Below are 19,068 nucleotides of genomic sequence, written 5' to 3' on the forward strand. Positions count from 1 at the left end.
GGCGTGGGAGCCCATGGCGGGTGACGGCGGAATGGCGGTTACGGCGACGGCGCGCGACCGGTGCGGCCGCGCCGACCGTCGTCGTGACCCGTACCAGACTGGGTGTACGGGGCGTCGAGCCGAATCCGAAGCGCACGGCGGGCTCGACGGGGGACAGGCGCCCGAGGTCGCGCCCTTCGAGGACGGCGGTCGCCTGGGTGATCAGGCGCAGGTCGCGGGCGCCGTACCACTCGCGCCGTCCGCCGCCTGCGGTGCCGCGGGTGCGGGTGCCGAGCAGCACGCGGGCGAGCGGATCGGTCACCGCCGTCCACGACGGCAGGCCCGCGAGCGCTCCGGGCACCGCCCTGAGCAGCAGCCCCGGCAGTCCTCTGCGGCTGACGGTCAGCCGCAGCCCGAGCTGTGGGCCCGCGTCGACCGACCAGTGGTCACCGGTGACGCGCACCAGCACCGGTACGACCCGGACCTCGTGGAAGGCGTAGGTGCCGGCGATGAAGTCCGCGATCCGCCGGGTGGGCGCCAGCAGGGCGCGGTGGCCGTCGGGTGTCTCGACCATCACGTCGCTGAACGGGCCGAAGGGGGAGCGGGGCCAGTGCCCGAGCACCAGACGGGTGCCCGACGCCGTGCCGACACTGGCGATCCAGCCGTCGAACCGCAGCCGGGCGGCCCGGGCACCGCCGGGCCGGTGGGCGCTCATCCGCCCGGGCCGGAGTGCCGCCGGACCCGGCCGCGGCGCCGGCCCGCCGCCGGTCCCAGGTTCCCCACCACGGCCAGGGGCGGCTTCACGGCCGCTTCCCTCCTGCCGTGCGGTGCGCCACGGGAGCCCTCGGTCCGGCCGGGTGCGCACGGGCCGACCGGATCGGATGCGAGACACCCAGGCGCACCTCACGCACCCCGTCGGAGAAGTGCGCGAGCGGCGCGTCCGTGGGCGCGGGCAGCCCGGCCGCCCGGACCAGCGACTCCTCGACGACGTCGACGTGTGCTTCGCGCAACGGCCAGGGCGCGTGCTCGACGGGCGTCTCCCACAGCACACCGCACCGGCGGGTGTACGCCCGCCATCGCGAGGTCAGCCACACGTCCCGGCGGCTTGGCCGGATCGGCTCGCCCGGGCGGACGGCCAGGCGGTAGCGGGGCCGTCCGCCGCGCCGCGCACCGGTGTACTCCAGGCCGCCTGCGTGCCGGTTCAGCCGCAGGCGGCCCAGGTGGTACGGCATCCCCACCGCGCGGGCGGCCAGCATCACCGGGGTGGCGACCTCCAGGGACAGGAACCACAGCCCGTCCCGGCCGTCGGGCCCGCGCACATAGGTGCGCAGGTTGGTCTCGGCGAACGGGCGCAGTGTGCTGCGGAACCCCGGTGGCCGCACACCGGCCATGACGAACGGCGTGAGGCTGACCCACGCCGAGCCGTCGAACGTGTCCACGGCGAGTCCGTCCGGCAGCAGGCGCTGGACCTGATCGGGGGAGTAGGCCCAGTGCACGGACGTCTGGGTCAGCCAGTCGGCCCGCAGCTCGGGAACGTACACGCGTTGTTCAGGCCCGTACGAGACCACGGGCACCGACTCCCCCCGGGGCGGCTGCCGAAACCCGGCGCGCGGGCGCCCGGCTGTTCAGCCGCCCCACACCGACCAGCTCGCCGTGCCCTGCCCGGCCGCCAGGAGGGCGAGGACGACCAGGTCGGCGACGCCCAGCCCCAGGCCCAGCCAGGCGCGGAAGCGGCGCGGGGTGTCCCGGCGCAGGGCGATGACGGCCAGCACGATGGCGATGGGGCCGAGGACGATGTTGAGGACGAGGAGCCCGACGAGGCCGAGGACGAAGGAGGCCACGGCCATGCCTTCGGTGTCCTGCCGGCCCGTCCGGTGCGAGGGGGGCGCGGTCAGCCGCATGGTCAGGCCCTCCTCGTCCGGTCGCGGCGCCGCCGTTCGCGTCCCGCGAAGACGACGAGCCAGACGGCGATGAAGCAGCCGAGTACCAGGGCGACGGGCCAGGGGAGGTAGGCGGCGGCCCCCACGACGATGCCCAGCAGGAGCAGGGCGACGACAAGGAAGAGCACGGTTACCTCCCCGGGCCGGTGGCCGTGGCCACGGTCGGCGGTCGTGAGCCCGGACGGCGCGGCGCACCCTGCGGGCACTGTGTCAACGTGTTCATGACATCGCCGGTTACCCGTGGGAAGCCTTCTCACGCAGCGGATCCGGCCGACTCCCGCTCCGGATCCGCGGGACTCAGGTGGCGCGTGTTCCGCCGCCCCTGCGGATCCGGCCGAGCAGGTCCCGGTGGAAGGCGGCGAGTTGGCCCTCCGGTACCGGGGCGGGGCTGCCGCTGAGGGTGTACCAGGTCTCGCCGCCGGAGTGCTGGACCGCGACGCGCGCACTGCGGCCGTCCGACAGCAGGATCGTCGCGACGGTGAGATCGCCGGTGATGACACCGACCTCTTCCGTCATCGCCCCGCCGGGACCCGCGGTGACCCGGTCTACGTAATTGTTGATGCTGGGAGGGTTGTTCATGGGGCGCAGGTTTCCATCTGTCCGCCCGGCATGCCCCGCAGCGCGCAGAAGTCGCCCACGGGTGTCCCCGTGTTGGGTGTGTGCGGCCGGCGGCCCTCAGCCGAACAGCGGGAACCTGTCCGCCGCCGGACCGAGGGCGGCGCGCTCGGCGTCGGTGAGGGCGGCCCGCCCGGTACCGGCGCGGGCGTAGTGCGCGTCGCTCCAGTCCGGCGGGGCGGGCCGGCCGAGCAGGCCGTCCAGAGCGGCACGCACCGCGGCCAGCCCCTCGGCGGAGGGTCCGGGGGCCGAGGGGAGCCGCACGGTCATGTCGAGGTGGTGGACGGTCGCCTCCACCGCGAGCGTGTCGATCAGGTCCGCGGCGGTCAGCACGTGTCCCTGGGTGGCGACGCGGCGCGTGGGATCGGCCGCGTCCGCCGCGTGCACGGCCGCGGCCAGCGTGTCCAGATACAGGTTCCGCAACTGGCCGAAGTCCAGGAACATGCTCGCGTTCACCCGCACCCACCGCCGCCCGTTCGCCGCTCCGGTGGTGTCCGGCCGCCAGTCCCGCCAGTACGTCACCGCGTCCCGGTCGGTGTCCCCGTCCGCCGGCGTGTGCAGCGCCACCAGCCCGCGCTGGGCGTCCTGCAGGCAGTGGAACACGAGATCCCGAACGGCCCATCCCGTACAGCCGGTCGGCAGCCAGGACTCGTCGTCCCCGAGCCCGGCGACCACGGCGGCGGAGGCCTCGTAGGCCGCCCGCAGCGTCCGTGCCGGATGTGGGGGGTGCGCTGCGCTCATGGGGTCCTCCCGTCGTGGCGGACGATCCGTCGTCCCGCCCTGGTCCCCCTCATACCCGGCTCGCCGTCGCCGTGTCGGCGGACAGACGCTGGGCGACGTAGATCGGGATCACCGACAGCAGGACCAGGACGGCGGCCACCACGTTCACCACCGGTGCCTGCTGCGGGCGGGTCATGTTGCCGAAGATCCAGATGGGGAGGGTCTCGATGCCGGGGCCCGCGGTGAAGGTCGTGACGACGATCTCGTCGAAGGACAGGGCGAAGGCGAGCAGCCCGCCGGCCAGCAGGGCGGAGCGGACCAGGGGGAAGGTCACGTCGGCGAACGCGCGGAACGTGGTCGCGCCGAGGTCCATGGCCGCCTCCTCGTAGGAGGCCGCCGTGCGCCGCAGCCGTGCCACCACGTTGTTGAACACCACGACGATGCAGAACGTGGCGTGCCCGACGATCACCGTGAACAGCCCGAGACCCACCCCGAGGGGTTCCAGCACCGTGCTGAAGGCCGAGTTGAGGGCGATGCCCGTGACGATGCCGGGCAGCGCGATCGGCAGCACGACGACGAACGACACCGTGTCCCGGCCGAAGAAGCGGTGGCGGGCGACGGCGAACGCGACGAGCGTACCCAGGACGAGCGCGATCGCGGTGGCACCCAGCCCCGCCTTCACCGAGACCCACAGGGCGTCGCGGGCACCGGAGTTGTGCAGGGCCACCGACCACCAGCGCACGGTGAGCCCCGGCGGCGGCCAGCTCGCGCTGCGGTCCGGGTTGAGGGAGTTGACGAGGACGAGCAGGAGCGGGACGTAGATCACCGCGAAACCGAGCCCGGCGCCGATGCGCAGGGCGACGCGCGCGGTACGGCTGAGATGCATGGCGCTCTTCTTCTCCAGGCGTTCGGGGCGGGCTACAGGCTGTTCAGGGCGCCCGTGCGGCGGATCGCCAGCAGGTACAGGACGATCACGACCACGGGTACGGTGCCCAGCGCGGCCGCCATGGGCAGGTTCAGCTCGATGTTGGAGTACACGAGGTTGCCGATCAGCTGGGTCTTGCCGCCGACGATCTGCACGGTGATGTAGTCGCCGAGGCTGAGCGAGAAGGTGAAGACCGAGCCGGCCGCCACCGAGGGCAGCACCATCGGCAGGACCACCGACCGGAAGGTCCGCCCGGCCCGCGCCCCGAGATCGGCCGACGCGTCGAGCAGACTCGCCGGGAGCTGCTCCAGGGCGGTGTGGATCGGCAGGATCATGTACGGCAGCCACAGGTAGGTCAGCGTGAGGACCGTCGCCGGCAGCCCGAAGCCGGGACCGCTCAGCCCGAACGGGGCCAGCATCCAGTCCGCGAGCCCGCCCTCGGACAGGATCAGCCGCCACGCGTACACCTTGACCAGGTAACTCGCCCACAACGGGGTGAGGATGGCCACCACGAGCAGGGGGCGCAGGCGCGGCCGGGCCACCCGGGCCGTGTAGAAGGCGACCGGGAAGGCGATGAGGGCGCACAGCGCGGTCACCGCGAGCGCGACGCCCACGCTGCGCAGGATCACCTGACGGAAGACCGGGGTGGTGACCAGCTCGTGGAAGTTGTCCGTCGACCAGACCTTGACCACCTGCGAGGTGAAAGAGTCGGTCGTCCAGAACGCCGAGACGAACAGGACCGCCAGGGAGCCGAGGTAGAGCACGGCCAGCCACAGCAGCGGTGCGGTGAGCAGCAGGGTCAGCCGCAGCCGGGGCCTGCGGTGGAGCGTTCCGGCGAGCCGCCGGACGGTTCCCCGGCCGGCGGCGGTCGTCACTTCGGTCGTCACGGCTCAGCCCTTGATCTCGGTCCAGGCCTGCACCCACTTGGCGTACGGCACGCAACGGACGTCCTCGCGGCCGTCGAGGCACTGCTCGATGGGGGTGTTCCAGAAGGCGATCCGCTTCCAGTAGTTCTCGTCGGCCGCGTGGTAGACCGTGCAGAAGTTCCTGTCGCTGGTGTGCGCGCACGCCTTGGAGTTGGCCGGGGCCTCGCCGAAGTACTCGGCGACCTGCGCGTTGACCTCGGGCGAGACGATCCAGTCGAGCCATTTGTAGGCGCAGTTGGGGTGGGCGGCCTTGGCGGAGACCATCCAGGTGTCGGACCAGCCGGTCGAACCCTCCTTCGGCACCAGCGCCTTGACCTTCGCGCCCTCGGAGGCCGCGAGACTGGCGATGACCTGCCAGGTGGTGCCGACGACCGAGTCCCCGCTCTTGAAGGCGGAGACCTCCTTCAGGTAGTCGCTCCAGTACTCGCCGACGTCCGCGTTCTGCTGTTTGAGCAGGGCCACGGCCGCGTCGAACTGCTTCTTGTCGAGGGCGTAGGGGTTCTCGATCTTCAACTCGGGCCTGGTGGCCTTCAGGTACAGGGCCGCGTCGGCGATGTAGATGGGCGAGTCGTACGCGGTGACGTGTCCGTTGTGCTGCCCGGCGTCGTCGAACACGGCGGACCAGGAGGTGGGCGCGGGCTTCACCTTCTCGGTGTTGTACATCAGCAGGTTGGCGCCCCGGCCGTGCGGGATGCCGTACATGCGGCCCTTCACGGAGTTCCAGGCGCCGTTCTTCAACCCGCTGTAGACATCCCTGTAGTTGGGGACGAGGGCGGTGTTGACCGGGGCGGCGTCACCGGAGGCGATCAGCCGCAGGGAGGCGTCGCCGGAGGCGGAGACGGCGTCGTACTGACCGGTCTTCATCAGCTTGACCATCTCGTCCGAGCTGGCGGCGACCTTGGAGTGGACCTGGCAGCCCGTCCGCTTCTCGAAGCCGGTGACCCAGTCGGTCTTCGGGTCGTTCGAGCCGTCCTCGACGTAGCCGGCCCAGGCGATCAGGTTGACCTGGCCCTCGGTCTTCCCGAGCTTCGTCGGGGCCTTGAGGTCGGGCGGGTTGAGCCCGGTGGCGGAGGACCCGCCGGAGCCGGAGGAGGAGCCGCAGGCGGCGGCGAGCAGCAGCGCGGCGGCCGCGGCGGCGGCACGCGGGACGCGGGTGAGACGCACGACGTTCTCCAGGGGACGTAGAGGTGGGGAGGGTTCAGGAGGGCAGGGCGACGGCGTGCCTGCGGTGCCACTGCAGGCGGACCCGGGTGCCGCGGTAGGCGGCGACGTCCTCGGAGGAGGTCTCCAGGTTCTGCTGCAGCGCGGTGATCCGTCCGCCGCCGTCGAGGTCGACCAGGAAGCGGGTGGCGTCGCCGAGGTAGACGACCTCGGCGACGGTGCCCGTGGCGGTCGTGTGCTCCGGCTCGTCCGCCTCGGCGGACTCCTTCAGCACCCGGATCTTCTCCGGCCGGATGTTGTAGGTGCCGGGGCTGCCGACGATCCGGTGGGCGCTCTCGCCGTCCAGCAGGTTGGAGGTGCCGACGAAGGAGGCGACGAACGGGGTCGCCGGGCGTTCGTAGATCTCCGCGGGCGTGCCGACCTGGGCGATGCGGCCCTGGTCGAAGACGGCGATGCGGTCGCTCATCGTCAGGGCCTCCTCCTGGTCGTGGGTGACGAAGACGAAGGTGATACCCACCTCCCGCTGGATCGCCTTGAGTTCGACCTGCATCTGCTCGCGCAGCTTGAGGTCGAGGGCGCCGAGCGGCTCGTCCAGCAGCAGCACGCGGGGCCGGCCGACGAGCGCGCGGGCGAGCGCGACGCGCTGGCGCTGCCCGCCGGAGAGCTGGGCGGGCCGCCGCTGGCCGTAGCCCTCGAGGCGGACCTCCGCGAGCGCCTTGCGGGCGCGGACGAGGCGTTCGGCCTTCGGCACCTTGCGGATCTTGAGCCCGTAGGCGACGTTCTGCTCGACCGTCATGTGCGGGAAGAGGGCGTAGTCCTGGAAGACGGTGTGCACGTCCCTCTCGAACGGGGCGAGGCCGGTGACCTCCTGTCCGGCGAGTTCTATCCGGCCCTGGTCGGGTGTCTCGAACCCGGCGACGAGCCGCAGGACCGTGGTCTTCCCCGAGCCGGACGGGCCGAGCATCGAGAAGAACTCCCCGTCCCGGATCTCCAGGTCGACCCCGGCCACCGCGGTCGTCCCGCCGAAGGACTTCCGCAGGTCCCGCAGCCGGATCGCAATTCCCTCCATAGGGGAACCTTTCTGGCGCGCTGTACGTTGACAGTAAACATATGAAGTCATAGTTCAAAGCTCAAGGGCCCCTTAGGGTAAAGCTTGAGTCAACGCACGAGGTGGTGACCGTGAGGCAGCACGAGATCGACGGCGGCGCCCGCAAGGCCGTCTTCAGCCCGGTGGACAACCGGGCCCGCGTGGACGCCGTCGTCCGCCGCATCGGCGACGCCATCGAACTGGGCCTCCTGGCCGACGGCGAGCAGCTTCCGGGTGAGACCGAGCTCGCCGGACAGCTCGGGGTCTCCACGGTGACCCTGCGCGAGGCGCTCATGGCCCTGCGGCAGCAGGGCCTCGTCACCACCCGCCGGGGCCGCGGCGGCGGCAGCTTCGTCTCCCTGCCCGAAGTCCCCGCCGACGACCGCCTCAAGGCACGGCTGCGCGGCTGGAGCACCGACGAACTGCGCGACCTGGGCGACCACTGGGCCGCCCTGTCCGGTGCCGCGGCCCGCCTCGCCGCCGACCGCACCGAACCCGAGGAACTGGACCCCCTGCGCCGTACCGCCGAGGACCTGGCCCAGGCCGTGGACGCGGGCGCGCGCAGCCGTCTGTACGGCCGCTTCCACGTCGAACTCGCCGCGGCGGCCCAGTCCGCCCGGCTCACCCGTGAACAGGTCGCGCTGCAGAGCGAGGTGGGCGCGCTGCTCTGCCTCGTCCTCGCCGACGACGCATATCGTGAAGAAGTTGCGGAACGTCACCGCGCCGTGATCTCCGCCGTGCAGGATGGGGCCCACGAATCGGCCGGCACGCTGGCCGAGCGGTGCGTCAGGGACGCCACGGCACGACTCGTCGCCGTACGCCTGTCCCTCTGACCGCGCCGCGTCCGGTTCCCGTCCGCTGGAGGACACCATGGGCGTCAGCTCCGGGCCGGCCACCCTCGGCACGGACACCACAACGTGGGTGGCCGCACAGGTGGGCGGTGCGCTGGAGGCGGTCTTCGACGCGGTCGCGGCGACCCGCGCGGACACGGCGGCCCTGCTCGGCCGCGCGACCGCCGACGGCCGCCGCCCGACCAGCGCCGACCTCGCCGCCCTCCGACCGGGCCTGCACCTGCGCCTGACCCGTGAGGAACTCGTCTCCGGCGCCGGATTCGTCGTGGCCCCGGGCCTGTTGGCCGACGTGCCCGCCTGGCTGGAGTGGTGGCAGTCGAACGCCGACGGCGAGGTGCGCCCGCTCGTCCTGGACCTCGACCCCGGCCACTCCGCGTACGCCGACTACACCCACTGGGACTGGTTCGCGCTGCCCCGCGACACCGGCCGCCGGGCCGTGGCCGGACCGTACGTCGACTACCTCTGCTCCGACGAGTACAGCCTCACCCTCTCCGAACCGGTGTGCGTCCGGGGCCGGTTCGCCGGAGTGGCCGCGGCCGACGTCTACCTCCGGCACTTCGAGGCCGCCGTCCTCCCCCTGCTGCGGCACCTGGACCGCCCCGCCCGCCTCGTCAACGCCCGCGGCCGCGTCGCCGCCTCCACCGACCCCGCCCAGCTGGCCGGCTCCCTCACCAAGGGCCCCGACTTCGGCGAACTCCTCACCGACGGGCGGCCCGGCACGTACGACGGCATGCTCTTGGTGCCGTGCCGCGGGATCCCCCTGGTGCTCGTCCTGGCCTGAGGCGCCGGCTCCCCGCCCCCCCCGAGCAGGACCCCCGCCTGCTCCCGCCCGCCGTCGGCACGTCCGGGAGTACCCGCGGACGCCGCAGTCATACGGCGGGGCCGCCCGAGCGGTCCCCTCGGCGACAGCACCCCGCCCCGCCCCCGGGTGCCCGCGGCCCGCCGAGGAGCGCCCCGGAACAGGAGAGCCATGACGACCAGCCTTCGTACGGCCAGGCGCGCCCTGCGCGGCACGCTGTCGGCCGGTGCCGTCGCCGTCGCCGCCGTGGTGCCCCTGCTGTGCGCGGCACCGGCACACGCGACCGCCGACGACACCAGCGTGTACGTGTGGGCGACCGGCGTGAACGTCCGGGCCTGCCCGCAGGTGTCCGCCGCGTGCCCGCCGATCAGCCACGCGCAGATCGGCAAGCGGTGGGTCACGGCCTTCTGCCAGCGCACCGGCAGCGAGGTGACGGACGGCCCCTACCGCAACGACTGGTGGGTCCAGGTCAACGCGGGCGGACCCATCGGCTGGATCAGCGCGGTCTACGTGCGCGGCGGCGCCAACGACGAACCGGTTCCCGGGCTGCCGACGGACAGTGACTGTCGCTGACCGCGCCCGCTTCCGGCCATGTGTGTGAAGGAAAGGAATTCCGCGGTGACCTCGAAGATCACGACCCGCTCGTCCGGGTCACGGCTCCCCGTGCGCGCCCTGCTCGCCGCCCTGCTCGGCATGGCCGCCCTGCTGGGCGTCGCGCCGGGCCCGGCCCGGGCCGCGGCCTCCGGCGGCACGGTGCACATCTGGGGAAGCCAGGTGAGGGTGCGCCAGTGCGCGAGCACCACGTGCGGTCTGGCGAGCAGCGAGCGGCTGACCAATGTCAGTGTGTACGCCTACTGCCAGCGCTGGGGCGACCGTGTGACCGACGGGCCCTACTACAACCACTACTGGGTGGAGATCGTCACCCCGCAGGGGTGGCTCGGCTGGGTGAGCGCCGTCTACGTCAGCGGAGGCTCCAACGACGGCCCGGTCCCGGGTGTCCCGACCGAGACCGACAGCAGCCCCGTCTACTGCGAATACCCGTAGGCGACGACCCGGACGCGGCCGAGCCGCGAGCCGCCGGCCCCGCATACTCCACCGTCCCGGACACGTCACCGTCCCGGACACGTCACCGGCCCGGGCACCGCGACCGTCGCGGTGCCCGGGCCGGCCGGGGGTCAGGCCGCGGTGCGCCCGGCGAGCGCCTTCGCCTTGGCGGCCGCCTCCTCGAGGGCGCGGTCCCGGGAGGCCTCGAACAGCGGGACCAGCTCGGCCATCGCCGGGTTGTGCGGGGCCATGGTCAGCTCCGGGACGATGAAGTCGACGTCGAGACCGAGAGCGGTGCCGAGGACGGCGGACAGATAGTTCTGCACGTACTCGAACGGCTCGCGCGGGGTGCCCGGCGCGTAGGAGCCGCCGCGGCTGGCGACGACGGTCACCGGGGTGCCCTTGGCGGACTGGGCCTCGCCCGCCGTGCGGCCCAGCAGGATCACGTTGTCCAGCCAGGCCTTGAGGGTCGAGGGGATCGAGAAGTTGTACATCGGGGCGCCGATCAGCACGGCGTCCGCCTGCTCCAGTTCCTCGATCAGCTTGACGCGCTCGGCGAACGCGGCGGCCTGTCCGGGGGTGTGGGAGGCCGGGTCGGCGAACCCGGCGAAGTGCGCGTCAGCGGTGATGTGGGCGACGGGCCGCGCGGCCAGGTCGTGGTAGACGACCGTGCCTTCCGGGTGCTGCTCCTGCCAGTGCGCCCGGAAGGCCGCCGTGACGGCGCGCGAGGAGGACGCCTCGCCGGAGGACACGGAGGAGTCGATGTGCAGCAGGGTGGCCATGGAAATCTCCAGAAAACGGGAAGGGCAGCCCGCTGCCTCGACGACAACGGGCTCACGTTTCGTACTCGACTATGTCTAACATAGGTACTTACTTTTTTTCATCCCCCTACCTCGGGGTAGTACCCTGATCCCATGGCGGCGGACCAGAACCACGACAGCGCGGCGTGCAAGCGGGTGGACGAGGGCATCACCCGCGTCTTCCAGCTGCTCGGAAAACGATGGAGCGGCCCGATCGTGGCGGTCCTGGTCGAACAGCCCGCGCACTTCGCCGACCTGCGCCGGGCCGTCCCCGGCATCAGCGAACGCATGCTGTCCGACCGCCTGGCGGAACTCGGTGCCGCCGGTCTCGTCCTACGCGAGGTGGACGAGGGCCCGCCGCTGCGGGTCTCCTACCGGCTGACCGGCGCCGGAGCCGCCCTGGAACCCGCGCTCAAGGAGCTCGCCGAATGGGCGAAGGTCCATCTGCCGGACGCCGGACCGTGTACCGGCGGCCTCGACCGGGGGCGACCGGCCGGCGCGACGGCCTAGGAGAGCGCGGGGCGCCATCGAGCCGTGTGACGTCGCCCGAGCCTGCTGCGGACCGCCCTTTCTCCCCCAACTCGTCGGCGGTGCCGCTTCGTCGGCGGGCAGTCGACCGGTGATGCGAGGAAGCGGACCGGTGGCCGGGGGGTGCGGGCGTCGGTCACCCTGGTGGCCCGTGATCCCGTACCGGAAGGACCGCTCGTGCGCCTCGTCATGGCCGTCGCCGCCGCCCTGACCCTCGCCGCCGGAGCCGTACCGGCCACGGCCGCCGAGCGACCGGGCCCGCCCGGCACCGACGGGGTGTGGCGCACGGACGGCTACGGCACCGTCCTCGTCCTCGGCGGGGGAGCGCTGCGCGAGTACCAGACGACCTCCCTGAGCTGTGTCAGGGGCGACACCGCGCGGCGCACCGGGCCCGGTACCTACACGACGGCGGCCGGAACCGTCCTGACCGTGCGGACCACGAGCGACCCGGACCGAGCCCGGCTCACCGCCGACACCTCGACGGGCCGCCGACGGCTGACCCGGCTGCCGGCCCTTCCCGCCGCCTGTGCGCGGCCGGCGGCCACCGACCCGCGCACGTCCTTCGACATCCTCTGGCAGACCTTCGAGGAGAACTACCCGTTCTTCGCGCAGAAGGGCGTCGACTGGCACGCCGTACGGGACCGCTACCGGCCGCAGGTCCACCGGGACACCACCGGGGACCAGCTGTTCGAGATCTTCAGCCGGATGCTCCGTCCCCTGTACGACGCCCATGTCGTGCTGCGGTACGGCGACCGCGTCCTCAGCGAGATACGCCCCGGCACCGCGCGGCCGACCCCGGAACTGGAAGCCAGGACCAAGGAGTTCGTCGTCGCCCGGGACCTCAGGCACGCCTCCGGCCGCCGGGACTTCGGCGCGGGCCGGATCACCTACGCCGATCTGCGGGGCGACCTCGGCTACCTGCGGCTGTCCGGCTTCGGCGGCTACACCGGCGAGGAAGCGCCGCACGCCGCCGAACGGGCCGTACTGGACGGGGCGTTGGACGCCGTCCTCACCCGCGACCGCACGCGGCGCCTGCGCGGCCTGATCATCGACCTGCGCGTGAACGACGGCGGCTCCGACACGCTCGGCATCCGCATCGCGGAGCGGCTGACCCGGACGCCCTACACCGCTTACGCGAAACGCGCCCGTAACCACCCGGCCGACCCCGCCCGGCACACCCGGCCCGAACCCGTACGAGTCGTCCCGGCCCGCGCACCCCGCTACGGCGGCCCCGTCGCCGTACTCACCGGCGGGTCGACCGTCAGCGCGGGCGAGACCTTCACCCAGGCGCTGCTGGACCGTCCCGGCCGTACCGTGCGCATCGGGCAGCCCACCCAGGGCGTCTTCTCGGACGTGCTGGTCCGCCACCTCCCCGACGGCATACTGTTCGCCCTGCCGAACGAGGAGTACCTGACCCGCACGGGCCGCACCTTCGACGGCGCCGGGATCCCGCCGCAGCTGGCCGAACCGGTCTTCACCGAGGAGGAGTTCGACAAGAACCGCGACTCGGCGTTCGACCGGGCGGTCCGCCTGCTGGCGAGGCGCCGATGACCTGGTTCAGTCCACCGGCCAGGTGTGTGCCGGGGCGTTGAGGTGCATGTAGTCCATGTACAGCTGCGCCATCCGCCGCAGCGCCTCATGACGGCCGGTGCGCCCGGTCGTCTCGAAACGGTGGAACATCTCCTTCTGCCACACGGCTCCGTTGCGGGCCGTCACACAGCGCTGCTCGATGATCCCGAGCAGCGGCTCCCGCCACGCCGCGTCCATGCCCGAGTGTTCCAGGCCGCGGTGCGCGAGCGGCAGCAGCCTGCGCAGCACCAGCTCCGGTACCGGCACCTCGCCCATCCCGGGCCAGTACAGAAGGGCGTCGATGCCGTTCCGCGCGGCGGTGTGCAGGTTGTCCTCGGCCGCCGCGAAGGACATCCGCGACCACACCGGCCGGTCCTCCTCCACCAGGGCCCGGGTGAGCCCGTAGTAGAAGGCGCCGTTGGCGAGGGTGTCGGCGACGGTCGGCCCGGCCGGCAGCACCCGGTTCTCCACGCGGATATGCGGCACGTCGTGGGCGACGGCGTAGACGGGCCGGTTCCAGCGGTAGATGGTGCCGTTGTGCAGGGTGAGCTCGCCCAGCTCGGGGATGTCGCCGCGGTCCAGGGTCTCCGCCGGGTCCTGCTCGTCGCACAGCGGCAGGAGCGCCGGGAAGTAGCGCAGGTTCTCCTCGAACAGGTCGAAGACGCTGTTGATCCAGCGCTCGCCGAACCACACCCGGGGCCGCACCCCCTGGACCTTGATCTCCTCCGGGCGGGTGTCCGTGGCCTGCTCGAACAGCGGGATACGGGTCTCGTGCCACAGTTCCTTGCCGAACAGGAACGGCGCGTTCGCGGCCAGCGCGACCTGGACGCCGGAGATGGCCTGCGCCGCGTTCCAGTACGGGGCGAACTCCTCCGGTGACACCTGGAGATGGAACTGCGTGCTGGTGCAGGCGGCCTCCGGGGTGATGGTGTCCGCGTAGGTCCGCAGCCGGTCGACGCCGTCGATCTCGATGCGCAGATCCTCGCCCCGGGCCGCGAACACCTGGTCGTTGAGCAGCCGGTAGCGGGGATTCTCCGACAGCGAGTCCTCACCGATGTCCTGCTGCCGCAGGGTGGGAAGGATGCCGACCATGATCAGCCCGGTGCCGACCGACCGGGCGCGTTCGTCGGCGTGGTTGAGGGCCGCGCGGATCTCCGACTCCCAGGCGTCCGGGCCGCCCGCCGTGAGGCGCCGCGGCGGAACGTTGATCTCCAGGTTGAACCGGCCCAGCTCGGTGGACCAGGCGGGATCGGAGATGGCCTCCAGCACGTCGCTGTTGCGCATGGCCGGCTCGGCGTCGTCGTCCACCAGGTTCAGCTCGATCTCCAGGCCGACCTGGGGCCGCTCGGACTCGAACCGTTCGTCGCGCAGCATCTGGGCCAGTGCGTCCAGGCACTCCTGCATCTTGATCCGGTACCGGCGGCGGTCCTCGCGGGTGAAGACGAGCGCCGGGACGTCCCGTCCCATCGGCCCTCCAGGAATCCCCTCGTCGGGCACCTCTCCCCCCAAGCGTCGCACCATCGCGCGACCCGCACCAAGCGGATGCCGGCCGGACCGGAGTGATCAAGGGGCACGCGGGAGGCCCGGCCGGAGGCCCGGATTCCTGTTTCATGCCTGCTCATAGGGCATCCGCGCCTTCCGTCACAAGATCACTTGTGAGTAGGGTGCGGCCGAACCGCACACACCGTCCGCCTCGAAGGAGCCTGCGTGTCCACGCCCTCAGCCCGCCCCTCCCGTCGCCGTCTGCTGGCCGGAACCGCCGGCCTCGCGCTGGCCGCGACCGCCACGCCGCTCGTCACGACGGGCCGCGCCGTGGCCGCCGAGCAGAAGACGGCCGCGATGTACCCGCTCAAGCCGCCGCACCTGCTGGAGGCCGAGACGCTGGTGGAATACCTGCGCCTGCGCGCCGACCAGTGGAGCCACAACCGGTACAACGCGGAGCACGACGGCAGGACCCTCGGCAGAACCACGGTCACCTGGGGCCGCGCCGGGCACCCGGAGGAGTTCGAGAACCTCTCCCAGTGCGCCTCGTTCCTGACGCTCCTGCTGGAGCGCGCCTACGGCACCGACACCGCCTACGGCTGGGCCACCCCGTCGTACTTCGACCAGTACTTCCCGCCCAAGGACGGCTCCACCCGCGGCACGGGCTCCTACCCCAACGCCGAGGACCTGCAGGCCGGTTTCCTCAACGCCTCCGCCGTACCGCACTTCGATCCGGTGACCAAGCCGGTCAATCTGCGCCCCGGTGACCTCGTCGCCTGGGACAAGGACCCCGACGCGCGGACCGCGCCCTACACGGGCCACACGGTGATGATCCGCGCCTACCTGGGCACCTACGCCTCCTCCGTCGACAGCCGGCTCGGCATACCCGGTGTCGTCCCGCACCTCTTCCAGGTCGTCGACTGCACCGACAACCCGCACGGCGGTCCCGACATGGCCAGCCAGACCAGCGTCGACCGCTACCGGGCCAACCCCGACACCCGGGCCGACATCACCGCCGACAACCGCTGGGAGGAGCACAACGGCGTGGGCTACGGCCACATGGTCTTCTACGCCGACCCGGGCACCGACCTCTTCGCCGGATACCGCTGGAGCGTGAACAGTTCCGAGCCGTTCCCCGCGGTGGCGCAGCCGGTCACGGGCAAGCGGCAGATCGCCGCCGGCCGCGTCAATGCGTTCCTGGTGCAGTGAACACCCCCGACCTGCGACGGGCCGGGCCGAGGGCGCCGGGCCCGGAGAGCGGCGGTTGAGGCAAGATGGGCGCATGACCCTGCCCCGAGGCGACCGCCGGCCCACGATCGCCGACGTCGCCGAGGCGGCGTCGGTGTCGCGCACCACGGTGTCCCACGCTCTCAACGGCATCGGCAAGGTCGATCCCCGCACCCGCGAGCGCATCAAGCGGGTCGCGGCGGAGCTGGGTTACCGGCCCAACCTGCGTGCCCAGCGGCTGCGCCGGGGCCAGGCCAGGGCGATCGCGCTCGCCTCCTCCATGCCCTTCGCGGTGGCCGGCGGCCCCTCGCGCCTCGGGTTCTACATGGAGGTGGCCGCGGCCGCCGCCGAGCGGGCCCTCGTCCACGAGTACGCCCTCGTGCTGATCCCGCCCGTGCGGTCCGCGTCCGCCCTGTACTCGGTGGACATCGACGGCGCGATCGTCGTCGAACCCGAGGCGGATGATCCGGCCGTGGCCCAACTGCGCGAGCGGGGCCTGCCGTACGTCGCCCTGGGCCGGCCTACCGGGCCCGACGACGACGCACCCTACGTGGACCTGCACGGCGGCACGGTCGTCGACCTGCTGCTGGAGCACCTGCGCGCGCAGGGCGCCCGGCACCCCGCGCTCGTCGTCGGCGCGGGCACCCGCCACTCCACGGTCGACGCCCGCGCGGCCTACGAACGGGCGGCGGCCGCACACGGCTGGCCGCCGGTCGTCGCCGGCGCGCCGGAGGACGGCGGCGAGCAGGCCGGGTACGCGTGCTGCGCCGCCCTGCTCGCCGAACACCCCGACGTCGACGCGCTGTGCGTCCTCGTCGACGCCTTCGCCGTCGGTGCCGTACGTGCGCTGCGCGAGGCGGGACGCCGCGTCCCCGACGACGTCATGGTCGTCACCCGGTACGACGGACTGCGGGCCCGGACCTGCGAGCCGCCGCTCACCGCGGTCGACCTGCGTCTGGACCGGGCCGCCGGGGACGCGGTGGAGCTGCTGCTCACCCGGCTGGGCGGGGGCCGGCCCGGCGGTGAGGGGGAGTTGCCGGCCGACGGGCGGGTGACGCCCGCGCCCGAGCCCCGGCTCGTCGCGCGCGCCTCGTCACTGCGCCGGCCGCACCCGGCCGGCCCCGACGCCCCGGCGCTGCCGGGCCCGGCCGGGGGCCGGAACGGACCGCCGACTGAGGCGGAATCGCCCGGTCAGGTGCCCGCCATCAGCACCACTCCCGACACCAGCGCGAAGACGAGGACGAAGGCGCGCATCCTCCGCGTGTCCACGCGCTGGTGCACCAGCCGGCTGAGCCAGGCACCCGCCGCGAGCGCGGGCAGCAGCAGCAGCGCCCAGCCCAGGTCCGCCGCACGGCCCCGCCCGGTGACGAACAGCAGGCAGAGGGAGGCCACTTCGCCGACCAGGAAGCAGACGGCGACCGTGGCCCGCAGCTCCCCCGGCGGCCGGTGCTGGTAGACGAGGGCGAGGGGCGGCCCACCCACCCCGGTCGCCGTCTCCGTCAGGCCGGTGACGAGCCCGGCGCCCACGTAGGCGCCCGGGCCGGGCACGAAGGCGGGTACGGCCAGGCTGACCACGGCCGCCAGCACGGTGGCCGCCCCGACCACGGCCCCGAGATCGCCCTCCGGGATCACCCACAGCAGCGCCAGTCCCGCCGGTGTCGCCGCCAGCCGGGCCGCCGTGATCCACCGGGCGCCGCGCAGGTCGAGGCTGCGCCGTTCACGCCAGGCGACGTACAGATTGAGCGGGATCATCGCCGTCAGCACGAACACCGGCAGCAGGCCAGGATCGAGCAGTCCCGCGACCGGAGCCACGATCAGCGCGAACCCCAGGCCGCTGGCGCCCTGCACGAACGCGGCCGCCGCGACGGTCAGCGCCAGCACCACGAGCATGCCGCCGCTCATCGCGGACAGCCCTCGGGTCGCGCGGGAGCCGCCAGGCCGGCGGCTGCTACCGCGGTCCCCGCCGCGTCGGGGGCGGGGCCGGAAAGCGGGGAGGAGCCGTCGCCGCGCGGTTCCTCGCGGCCATCGAGGTCGGATGGGCCCGCACCACCTGGGCCCGCCGTACCACCCGCCGGCCCAGCTCGGCGGCCCGGCGCACCAGGGCCGGGCCGTCCCAGTCCGGCGGCCAGCCCCGCCACAACCGCATGCGGCCGGCGACGAACACCGCGGTCAGCTGGTCCCGGTTGCCCCGCCGGACCAGCTCCCAGGGAAGGTCCCAGGACGGCTGCATCTCCGGCCCGCCGACGTCCACGAGCAGGAAGTCGGCGGCGGCGCCCGGGGCGACGCGCCCGGTGAGCCCGCCGAGTCCGGCCGCGTCGGCACCGCCCGCGGTGGCCCGCTCCAGCCAGGTCCAGCCCGCACCGCAGGACGAGTCGCCGCTGGCCAGGCCGTAGGTGAGCCGCTGCGCGAACTCGGCCGCGTCCGCGAGCCGGAAACCGTCCCCACGCGTGCCGTCCGTACCCAGCCCGAACCGGACACCGCGCTCGGCGAACAGGGTCGCCGGAGCGACCGCGTTGCCCTTCCAGGCGCTGGCCACCGGGTTGTAGCTCACCGCCGCGCCGCTGTCGGCGAGCAGCGTCACCTCCGACGGCGTGAGCAGCGTGGCGTGCGCGGCCAGCAACTGCGGCCCGAGCGAACCGACTTGATGCAGATACTCCAGCGGCCGCAGCCCGTGCCGGACCAGGGACCGCTCTACGGCGACGAGGTGTTCGTTCACGTGGATCTGCACCACCGCTCCCGCGTCGGCGGCGAGCCGTGCGGTGGCAGCCAAGGTGGCCGCGGTGGCCGCCTCCGGCACCGACACGGCGAGCGACGGGTGGACGAGGTCTGCGCCGCCGTAGCGCGCCAGATGCCGCTCGGCGGCGGCGAGCACGACCCGCGCATCGGCGTCCGCGCCGGTGCCGTCCGAGGCGTCGTTGCAGACGAGTCCGAGCACACAGCGGATGCCCGCGTCCCGCGTGGCCGAGGCCACCACGTCGACGTCCACGGCGGCCCGGGTACCGGACTCGGCGACGGTCGTGAAGCCGCCCCGCAGCGACTCCAGCGCGGCCAACTTCGCGGCGACGTAAGCCGATTCCTCGTCCAGGGCGCGTTCCAGGGGCACCCACACCCGCCGGAAGATCTCCGACGGCTCCCCGAAGGCGAGGGCGCCGCCGAAGCTCTGGGTCAGATGGTGGTGGGTGTCGACGAAGCCGGGCATCAGCACGTGCTCCGGCAGCCGCACGGGTGTCAGCGACGGGTGGGCGCGCAGGAGTCGTTCGACGGGGCCGACGTCATCGAAGACACCGCCCCGAACCAGGACGGCCTGCCGGTCCAGCGGGCCGTCGGAGGTCAGCGTCACGCCGGGGACCAGCAGCAGAGTGTCGTGGCGGAGCAGGTCGTGGGTCGGGTCGGTCATGGTTCTCCGTAGGCTGCG

20 protein-coding genes and 2 pseudogenes are annotated in these 19,068 nt (G+C 73.1%); 8 read left to right on the forward strand and 14 right to left on the reverse strand.

What is annotated here, in order from left to right; genetic code table 11:
* Positions 1-73: 73 nt before the first annotated feature.
* The 10 genes and pseudogenes from N8I86_RS34290 to N8I86_RS34335 form a co-directional block, all read right to left on the reverse strand.
* A pseudogene (locus tag N8I86_RS34290) lies at positions 74-694 on the reverse strand (hypothetical protein); the annotation flags it as partial.
* A gap of 85 nt (positions 695-779) precedes the next feature.
* Positions 780-1,520, reverse strand: a complete 741-nt coding sequence (locus N8I86_RS34295; RefSeq protein ID WP_263279567.1) for a YqjF family protein — start codon at positions 1,518-1,520, stop codon at positions 780-782.
* An 84-nt stretch (positions 1,521-1,604) separates the two neighbouring features.
* A complete protein-coding gene (locus N8I86_RS34300; RefSeq protein WP_263279568.1) occupies positions 1,605-1,880 on the reverse strand; it encodes a DUF4190 domain-containing protein in 276 nt (91 codons plus the stop codon).
* Positions 1,881-1,882: 2 nt separating this feature from the next.
* Positions 1,883-2,047 carry a hypothetical protein gene (locus N8I86_RS34305; protein WP_185091689.1) on the reverse strand — a complete coding sequence of 55 codons (165 nt, stop codon included), beginning with the start codon at positions 2,045-2,047 and terminating at the stop codon, positions 1,883-1,885.
* A gap of 169 nt (positions 2,048-2,216) precedes the next feature.
* A complete protein-coding gene (locus N8I86_RS34310) occupies positions 2,217-2,498 on the reverse strand; it encodes a hypothetical protein (RefSeq protein WP_073890698.1) in 282 nt (93 codons plus the stop codon).
* Positions 2,499-2,594: 96 nt separating this feature from the next.
* Complete coding sequence (locus N8I86_RS34315) at positions 2,595-3,275, reverse strand: maleylpyruvate isomerase N-terminal domain-containing protein (protein ID WP_073890696.1); 681 nt, start codon at positions 3,273-3,275, stop codon at positions 2,595-2,597.
* Positions 3,276-3,324: 49 nt separating this feature from the next.
* A complete protein-coding gene (locus N8I86_RS34320) occupies positions 3,325-4,140 on the reverse strand; it encodes an ABC transporter permease (RefSeq protein WP_263279569.1) in 816 nt (271 codons plus the stop codon).
* Positions 4,141-4,172: 32 nt separating this feature from the next.
* Positions 4,173-5,066 carry an ABC transporter permease gene (locus N8I86_RS34325; RefSeq protein ID WP_073890693.1) on the reverse strand — a complete coding sequence of 298 codons (894 nt, stop codon included), beginning with the start codon at positions 5,064-5,066 and terminating at the stop codon, positions 4,173-4,175.
* Positions 5,067-5,069: 3 nt separating this feature from the next.
* The gene (locus N8I86_RS34330) at positions 5,070-6,269 is read right to left on the reverse strand and encodes an ABC transporter substrate-binding protein (protein WP_263279570.1); all 1,200 of its coding nucleotides are present in this window, start codon (positions 6,267-6,269) and stop codon (positions 5,070-5,072) included.
* Positions 6,270-6,303: 34 nt separating this feature from the next.
* Complete coding sequence (locus tag N8I86_RS34335) at positions 6,304-7,335, reverse strand: ABC transporter ATP-binding protein (RefSeq protein ID WP_073890690.1); 1,032 nt, start codon at positions 7,333-7,335, stop codon at positions 6,304-6,306.
* A gap of 110 nt (positions 7,336-7,445) precedes the next feature.
* On the opposite strand from N8I86_RS34335, the gene N8I86_RS34340 reads away from it, so the two are divergent.
* The 4 genes from N8I86_RS34340 to N8I86_RS34355 all read left to right on the forward strand — a co-directional run bounded on the left by N8I86_RS34340 (position 7,446) and on the right by N8I86_RS34355 (position 10,047).
* A complete protein-coding gene (locus N8I86_RS34340; RefSeq protein ID WP_073891997.1) occupies positions 7,446-8,186 on the forward strand; it encodes a FadR/GntR family transcriptional regulator in 741 nt (246 codons plus the stop codon).
* A gap of 37 nt (positions 8,187-8,223) precedes the next feature.
* Positions 8,224-8,985, forward strand: a complete 762-nt coding sequence (locus tag N8I86_RS34345; protein ID WP_073890689.1) for a cache domain-containing protein — start codon at positions 8,224-8,226, stop codon at positions 8,983-8,985.
* Positions 8,986-9,174: 189 nt separating this feature from the next.
* The gene (locus N8I86_RS34350) at positions 9,175-9,576 is read left to right on the forward strand and encodes a hypothetical protein (protein WP_263279571.1); all 402 of its coding nucleotides are present in this window, start codon (positions 9,175-9,177) and stop codon (positions 9,574-9,576) included.
* 45 nt (positions 9,577-9,621) lie between these two features.
* A complete protein-coding gene (locus N8I86_RS34355; protein ID WP_263279572.1) occupies positions 9,622-10,047 on the forward strand; it encodes a hypothetical protein in 426 nt (141 codons plus the stop codon).
* Positions 10,048-10,178: 131 nt separating this feature from the next.
* Here the strand turns inward: N8I86_RS34355 and N8I86_RS34360 are convergent, their stop codons facing one another.
* Positions 10,179-10,829: an FMN-dependent NADH-azoreductase gene (locus N8I86_RS34360; protein WP_123440733.1), complete on the reverse strand. Its 651-nt coding sequence runs from the start codon at positions 10,827-10,829 to the stop codon at positions 10,179-10,181.
* A gap of 132 nt (positions 10,830-10,961) precedes the next feature.
* Between N8I86_RS34360 and N8I86_RS34365 the strand changes: the two genes are divergently transcribed.
* Positions 10,962-11,357, forward strand: coding sequence for a winged helix-turn-helix transcriptional regulator (locus N8I86_RS34365; RefSeq protein ID WP_263279573.1), 396 nt, complete (start codon positions 10,962-10,964; stop codon positions 11,355-11,357).
* A 195-nt stretch (positions 11,358-11,552) separates the two neighbouring features.
* Positions 11,553-12,926 carry a S41 family peptidase gene (locus N8I86_RS34370; RefSeq protein WP_263279574.1) on the forward strand — a complete coding sequence of 458 codons (1,374 nt, stop codon included), beginning with the start codon at positions 11,553-11,555 and terminating at the stop codon, positions 12,924-12,926.
* Positions 12,927-12,932: 6 nt separating this feature from the next.
* On the opposite strand, the gene N8I86_RS34375 is transcribed toward N8I86_RS34370, so the two are convergent.
* Positions 12,933-14,411 carry a glutamate--cysteine ligase family protein gene (locus tag N8I86_RS34375; RefSeq protein WP_263279575.1) on the reverse strand — a complete coding sequence of 493 codons (1,479 nt, stop codon included), beginning with the start codon at positions 14,409-14,411 and terminating at the stop codon, positions 12,933-12,935.
* 240 nt (positions 14,412-14,651) lie between these two features.
* Between N8I86_RS34375 and N8I86_RS34380 the strand changes: the two genes are divergently transcribed.
* Both N8I86_RS34380 and N8I86_RS34385 read left to right on the forward strand, forming a co-directional pair.
* The gene (locus N8I86_RS34380; RefSeq protein WP_263279576.1) at positions 14,652-15,635 is read left to right on the forward strand and encodes a hypothetical protein; all 984 of its coding nucleotides are present in this window, start codon (positions 14,652-14,654) and stop codon (positions 15,633-15,635) included.
* A 73-nt stretch (positions 15,636-15,708) separates the two neighbouring features.
* A pseudogene (locus tag N8I86_RS34385) lies at positions 15,709-16,761 on the forward strand (LacI family DNA-binding transcriptional regulator); the annotation flags it as partial.
* An 83-nt stretch (positions 16,762-16,844) separates the two neighbouring features.
* Here the strand turns inward: N8I86_RS34385 and N8I86_RS34390 are convergent.
* Together N8I86_RS34390 and N8I86_RS34395 are read right to left on the reverse strand one after the other, a co-directional pair.
* Positions 16,845-17,555, reverse strand: a complete 711-nt coding sequence (locus tag N8I86_RS34390; RefSeq protein WP_263279577.1) for a sulfite exporter TauE/SafE family protein — start codon at positions 17,553-17,555, stop codon at positions 16,845-16,847.
* Positions 17,556-17,601: 46 nt separating this feature from the next.
* Positions 17,602-19,050, reverse strand: a complete 1,449-nt coding sequence (locus N8I86_RS34395) for an amidohydrolase family protein (RefSeq protein WP_263279578.1) — start codon at positions 19,048-19,050, stop codon at positions 17,602-17,604.
* Positions 19,051-19,068 lie beyond the last annotated feature (18 nt).

Origin of the sequence: Streptomyces albidicamelliae (genome assembly GCF_025642175.1) — a bacterium.
GTDB classification, from domain to species: domain Bacteria; phylum Actinomycetota; class Actinomycetes; order Streptomycetales; family Streptomycetaceae; genus Streptomyces; species Streptomyces albidocamelliae.

Bases quoted from the DNA above. Each gene is read 5' to 3' on its own strand.
- N8I86_RS34300 (WP_263279568.1), bottom strand. From the start codon at position 1,880: ATGCGGCTGACCGCGCCCCCCTCGCACCGGACGGGCCGGCAGGACACC.
- N8I86_RS34310 (WP_073890698.1), bottom strand. From the start codon at position 2,498: ATGAACAACCCTCCCAGCATCAACAATTACGTAGACCGGGTCACCGCG.
- N8I86_RS34315 (WP_073890696.1), bottom strand. From the start codon at position 3,275: ATGAGCGCAGCGCACCCCCCACATCCGGCACGGACGCTGCGGGCGGCC.
- N8I86_RS34320 (WP_263279569.1), bottom strand. From the start codon at position 4,140: ATGCATCTCAGCCGTACCGCGCGCGTCGCCCTGCGCATCGGCGCCGGG.
- N8I86_RS34335 (WP_073890690.1), bottom strand. From the start codon at position 7,335: ATGGAGGGAATTGCGATCCGGCTGCGGGACCTGCGGAAGTCCTTCGGC.
- N8I86_RS34345 (WP_073890689.1), top strand. From the start codon at position 8,224: ATGGGCGTCAGCTCCGGGCCGGCCACCCTCGGCACGGACACCACAACG.
- N8I86_RS34350 (WP_263279571.1), top strand. From the start codon at position 9,175: ATGACGACCAGCCTTCGTACGGCCAGGCGCGCCCTGCGCGGCACGCTG.
- N8I86_RS34360 (WP_123440733.1), bottom strand. From the start codon at position 10,829: ATGGCCACCCTGCTGCACATCGACTCCTCCGTGTCCTCCGGCGAGGCG.
- N8I86_RS34365 (WP_263279573.1), top strand. From the start codon at position 10,962: ATGGCGGCGGACCAGAACCACGACAGCGCGGCGTGCAAGCGGGTGGAC.
- N8I86_RS34375 (WP_263279575.1), bottom strand. From the start codon at position 14,411: ATGGGACGGGACGTCCCGGCGCTCGTCTTCACCCGCGAGGACCGCCGC.
- N8I86_RS34390 (WP_263279577.1), bottom strand. From the start codon at position 17,555: ATGAGCGGCGGCATGCTCGTGGTGCTGGCGCTGACCGTCGCGGCGGCC.
- N8I86_RS34395 (WP_263279578.1), bottom strand. From the start codon at position 19,050: ATGACCGACCCGACCCACGACCTGCTCCGCCACGACACTCTGCTGCTG.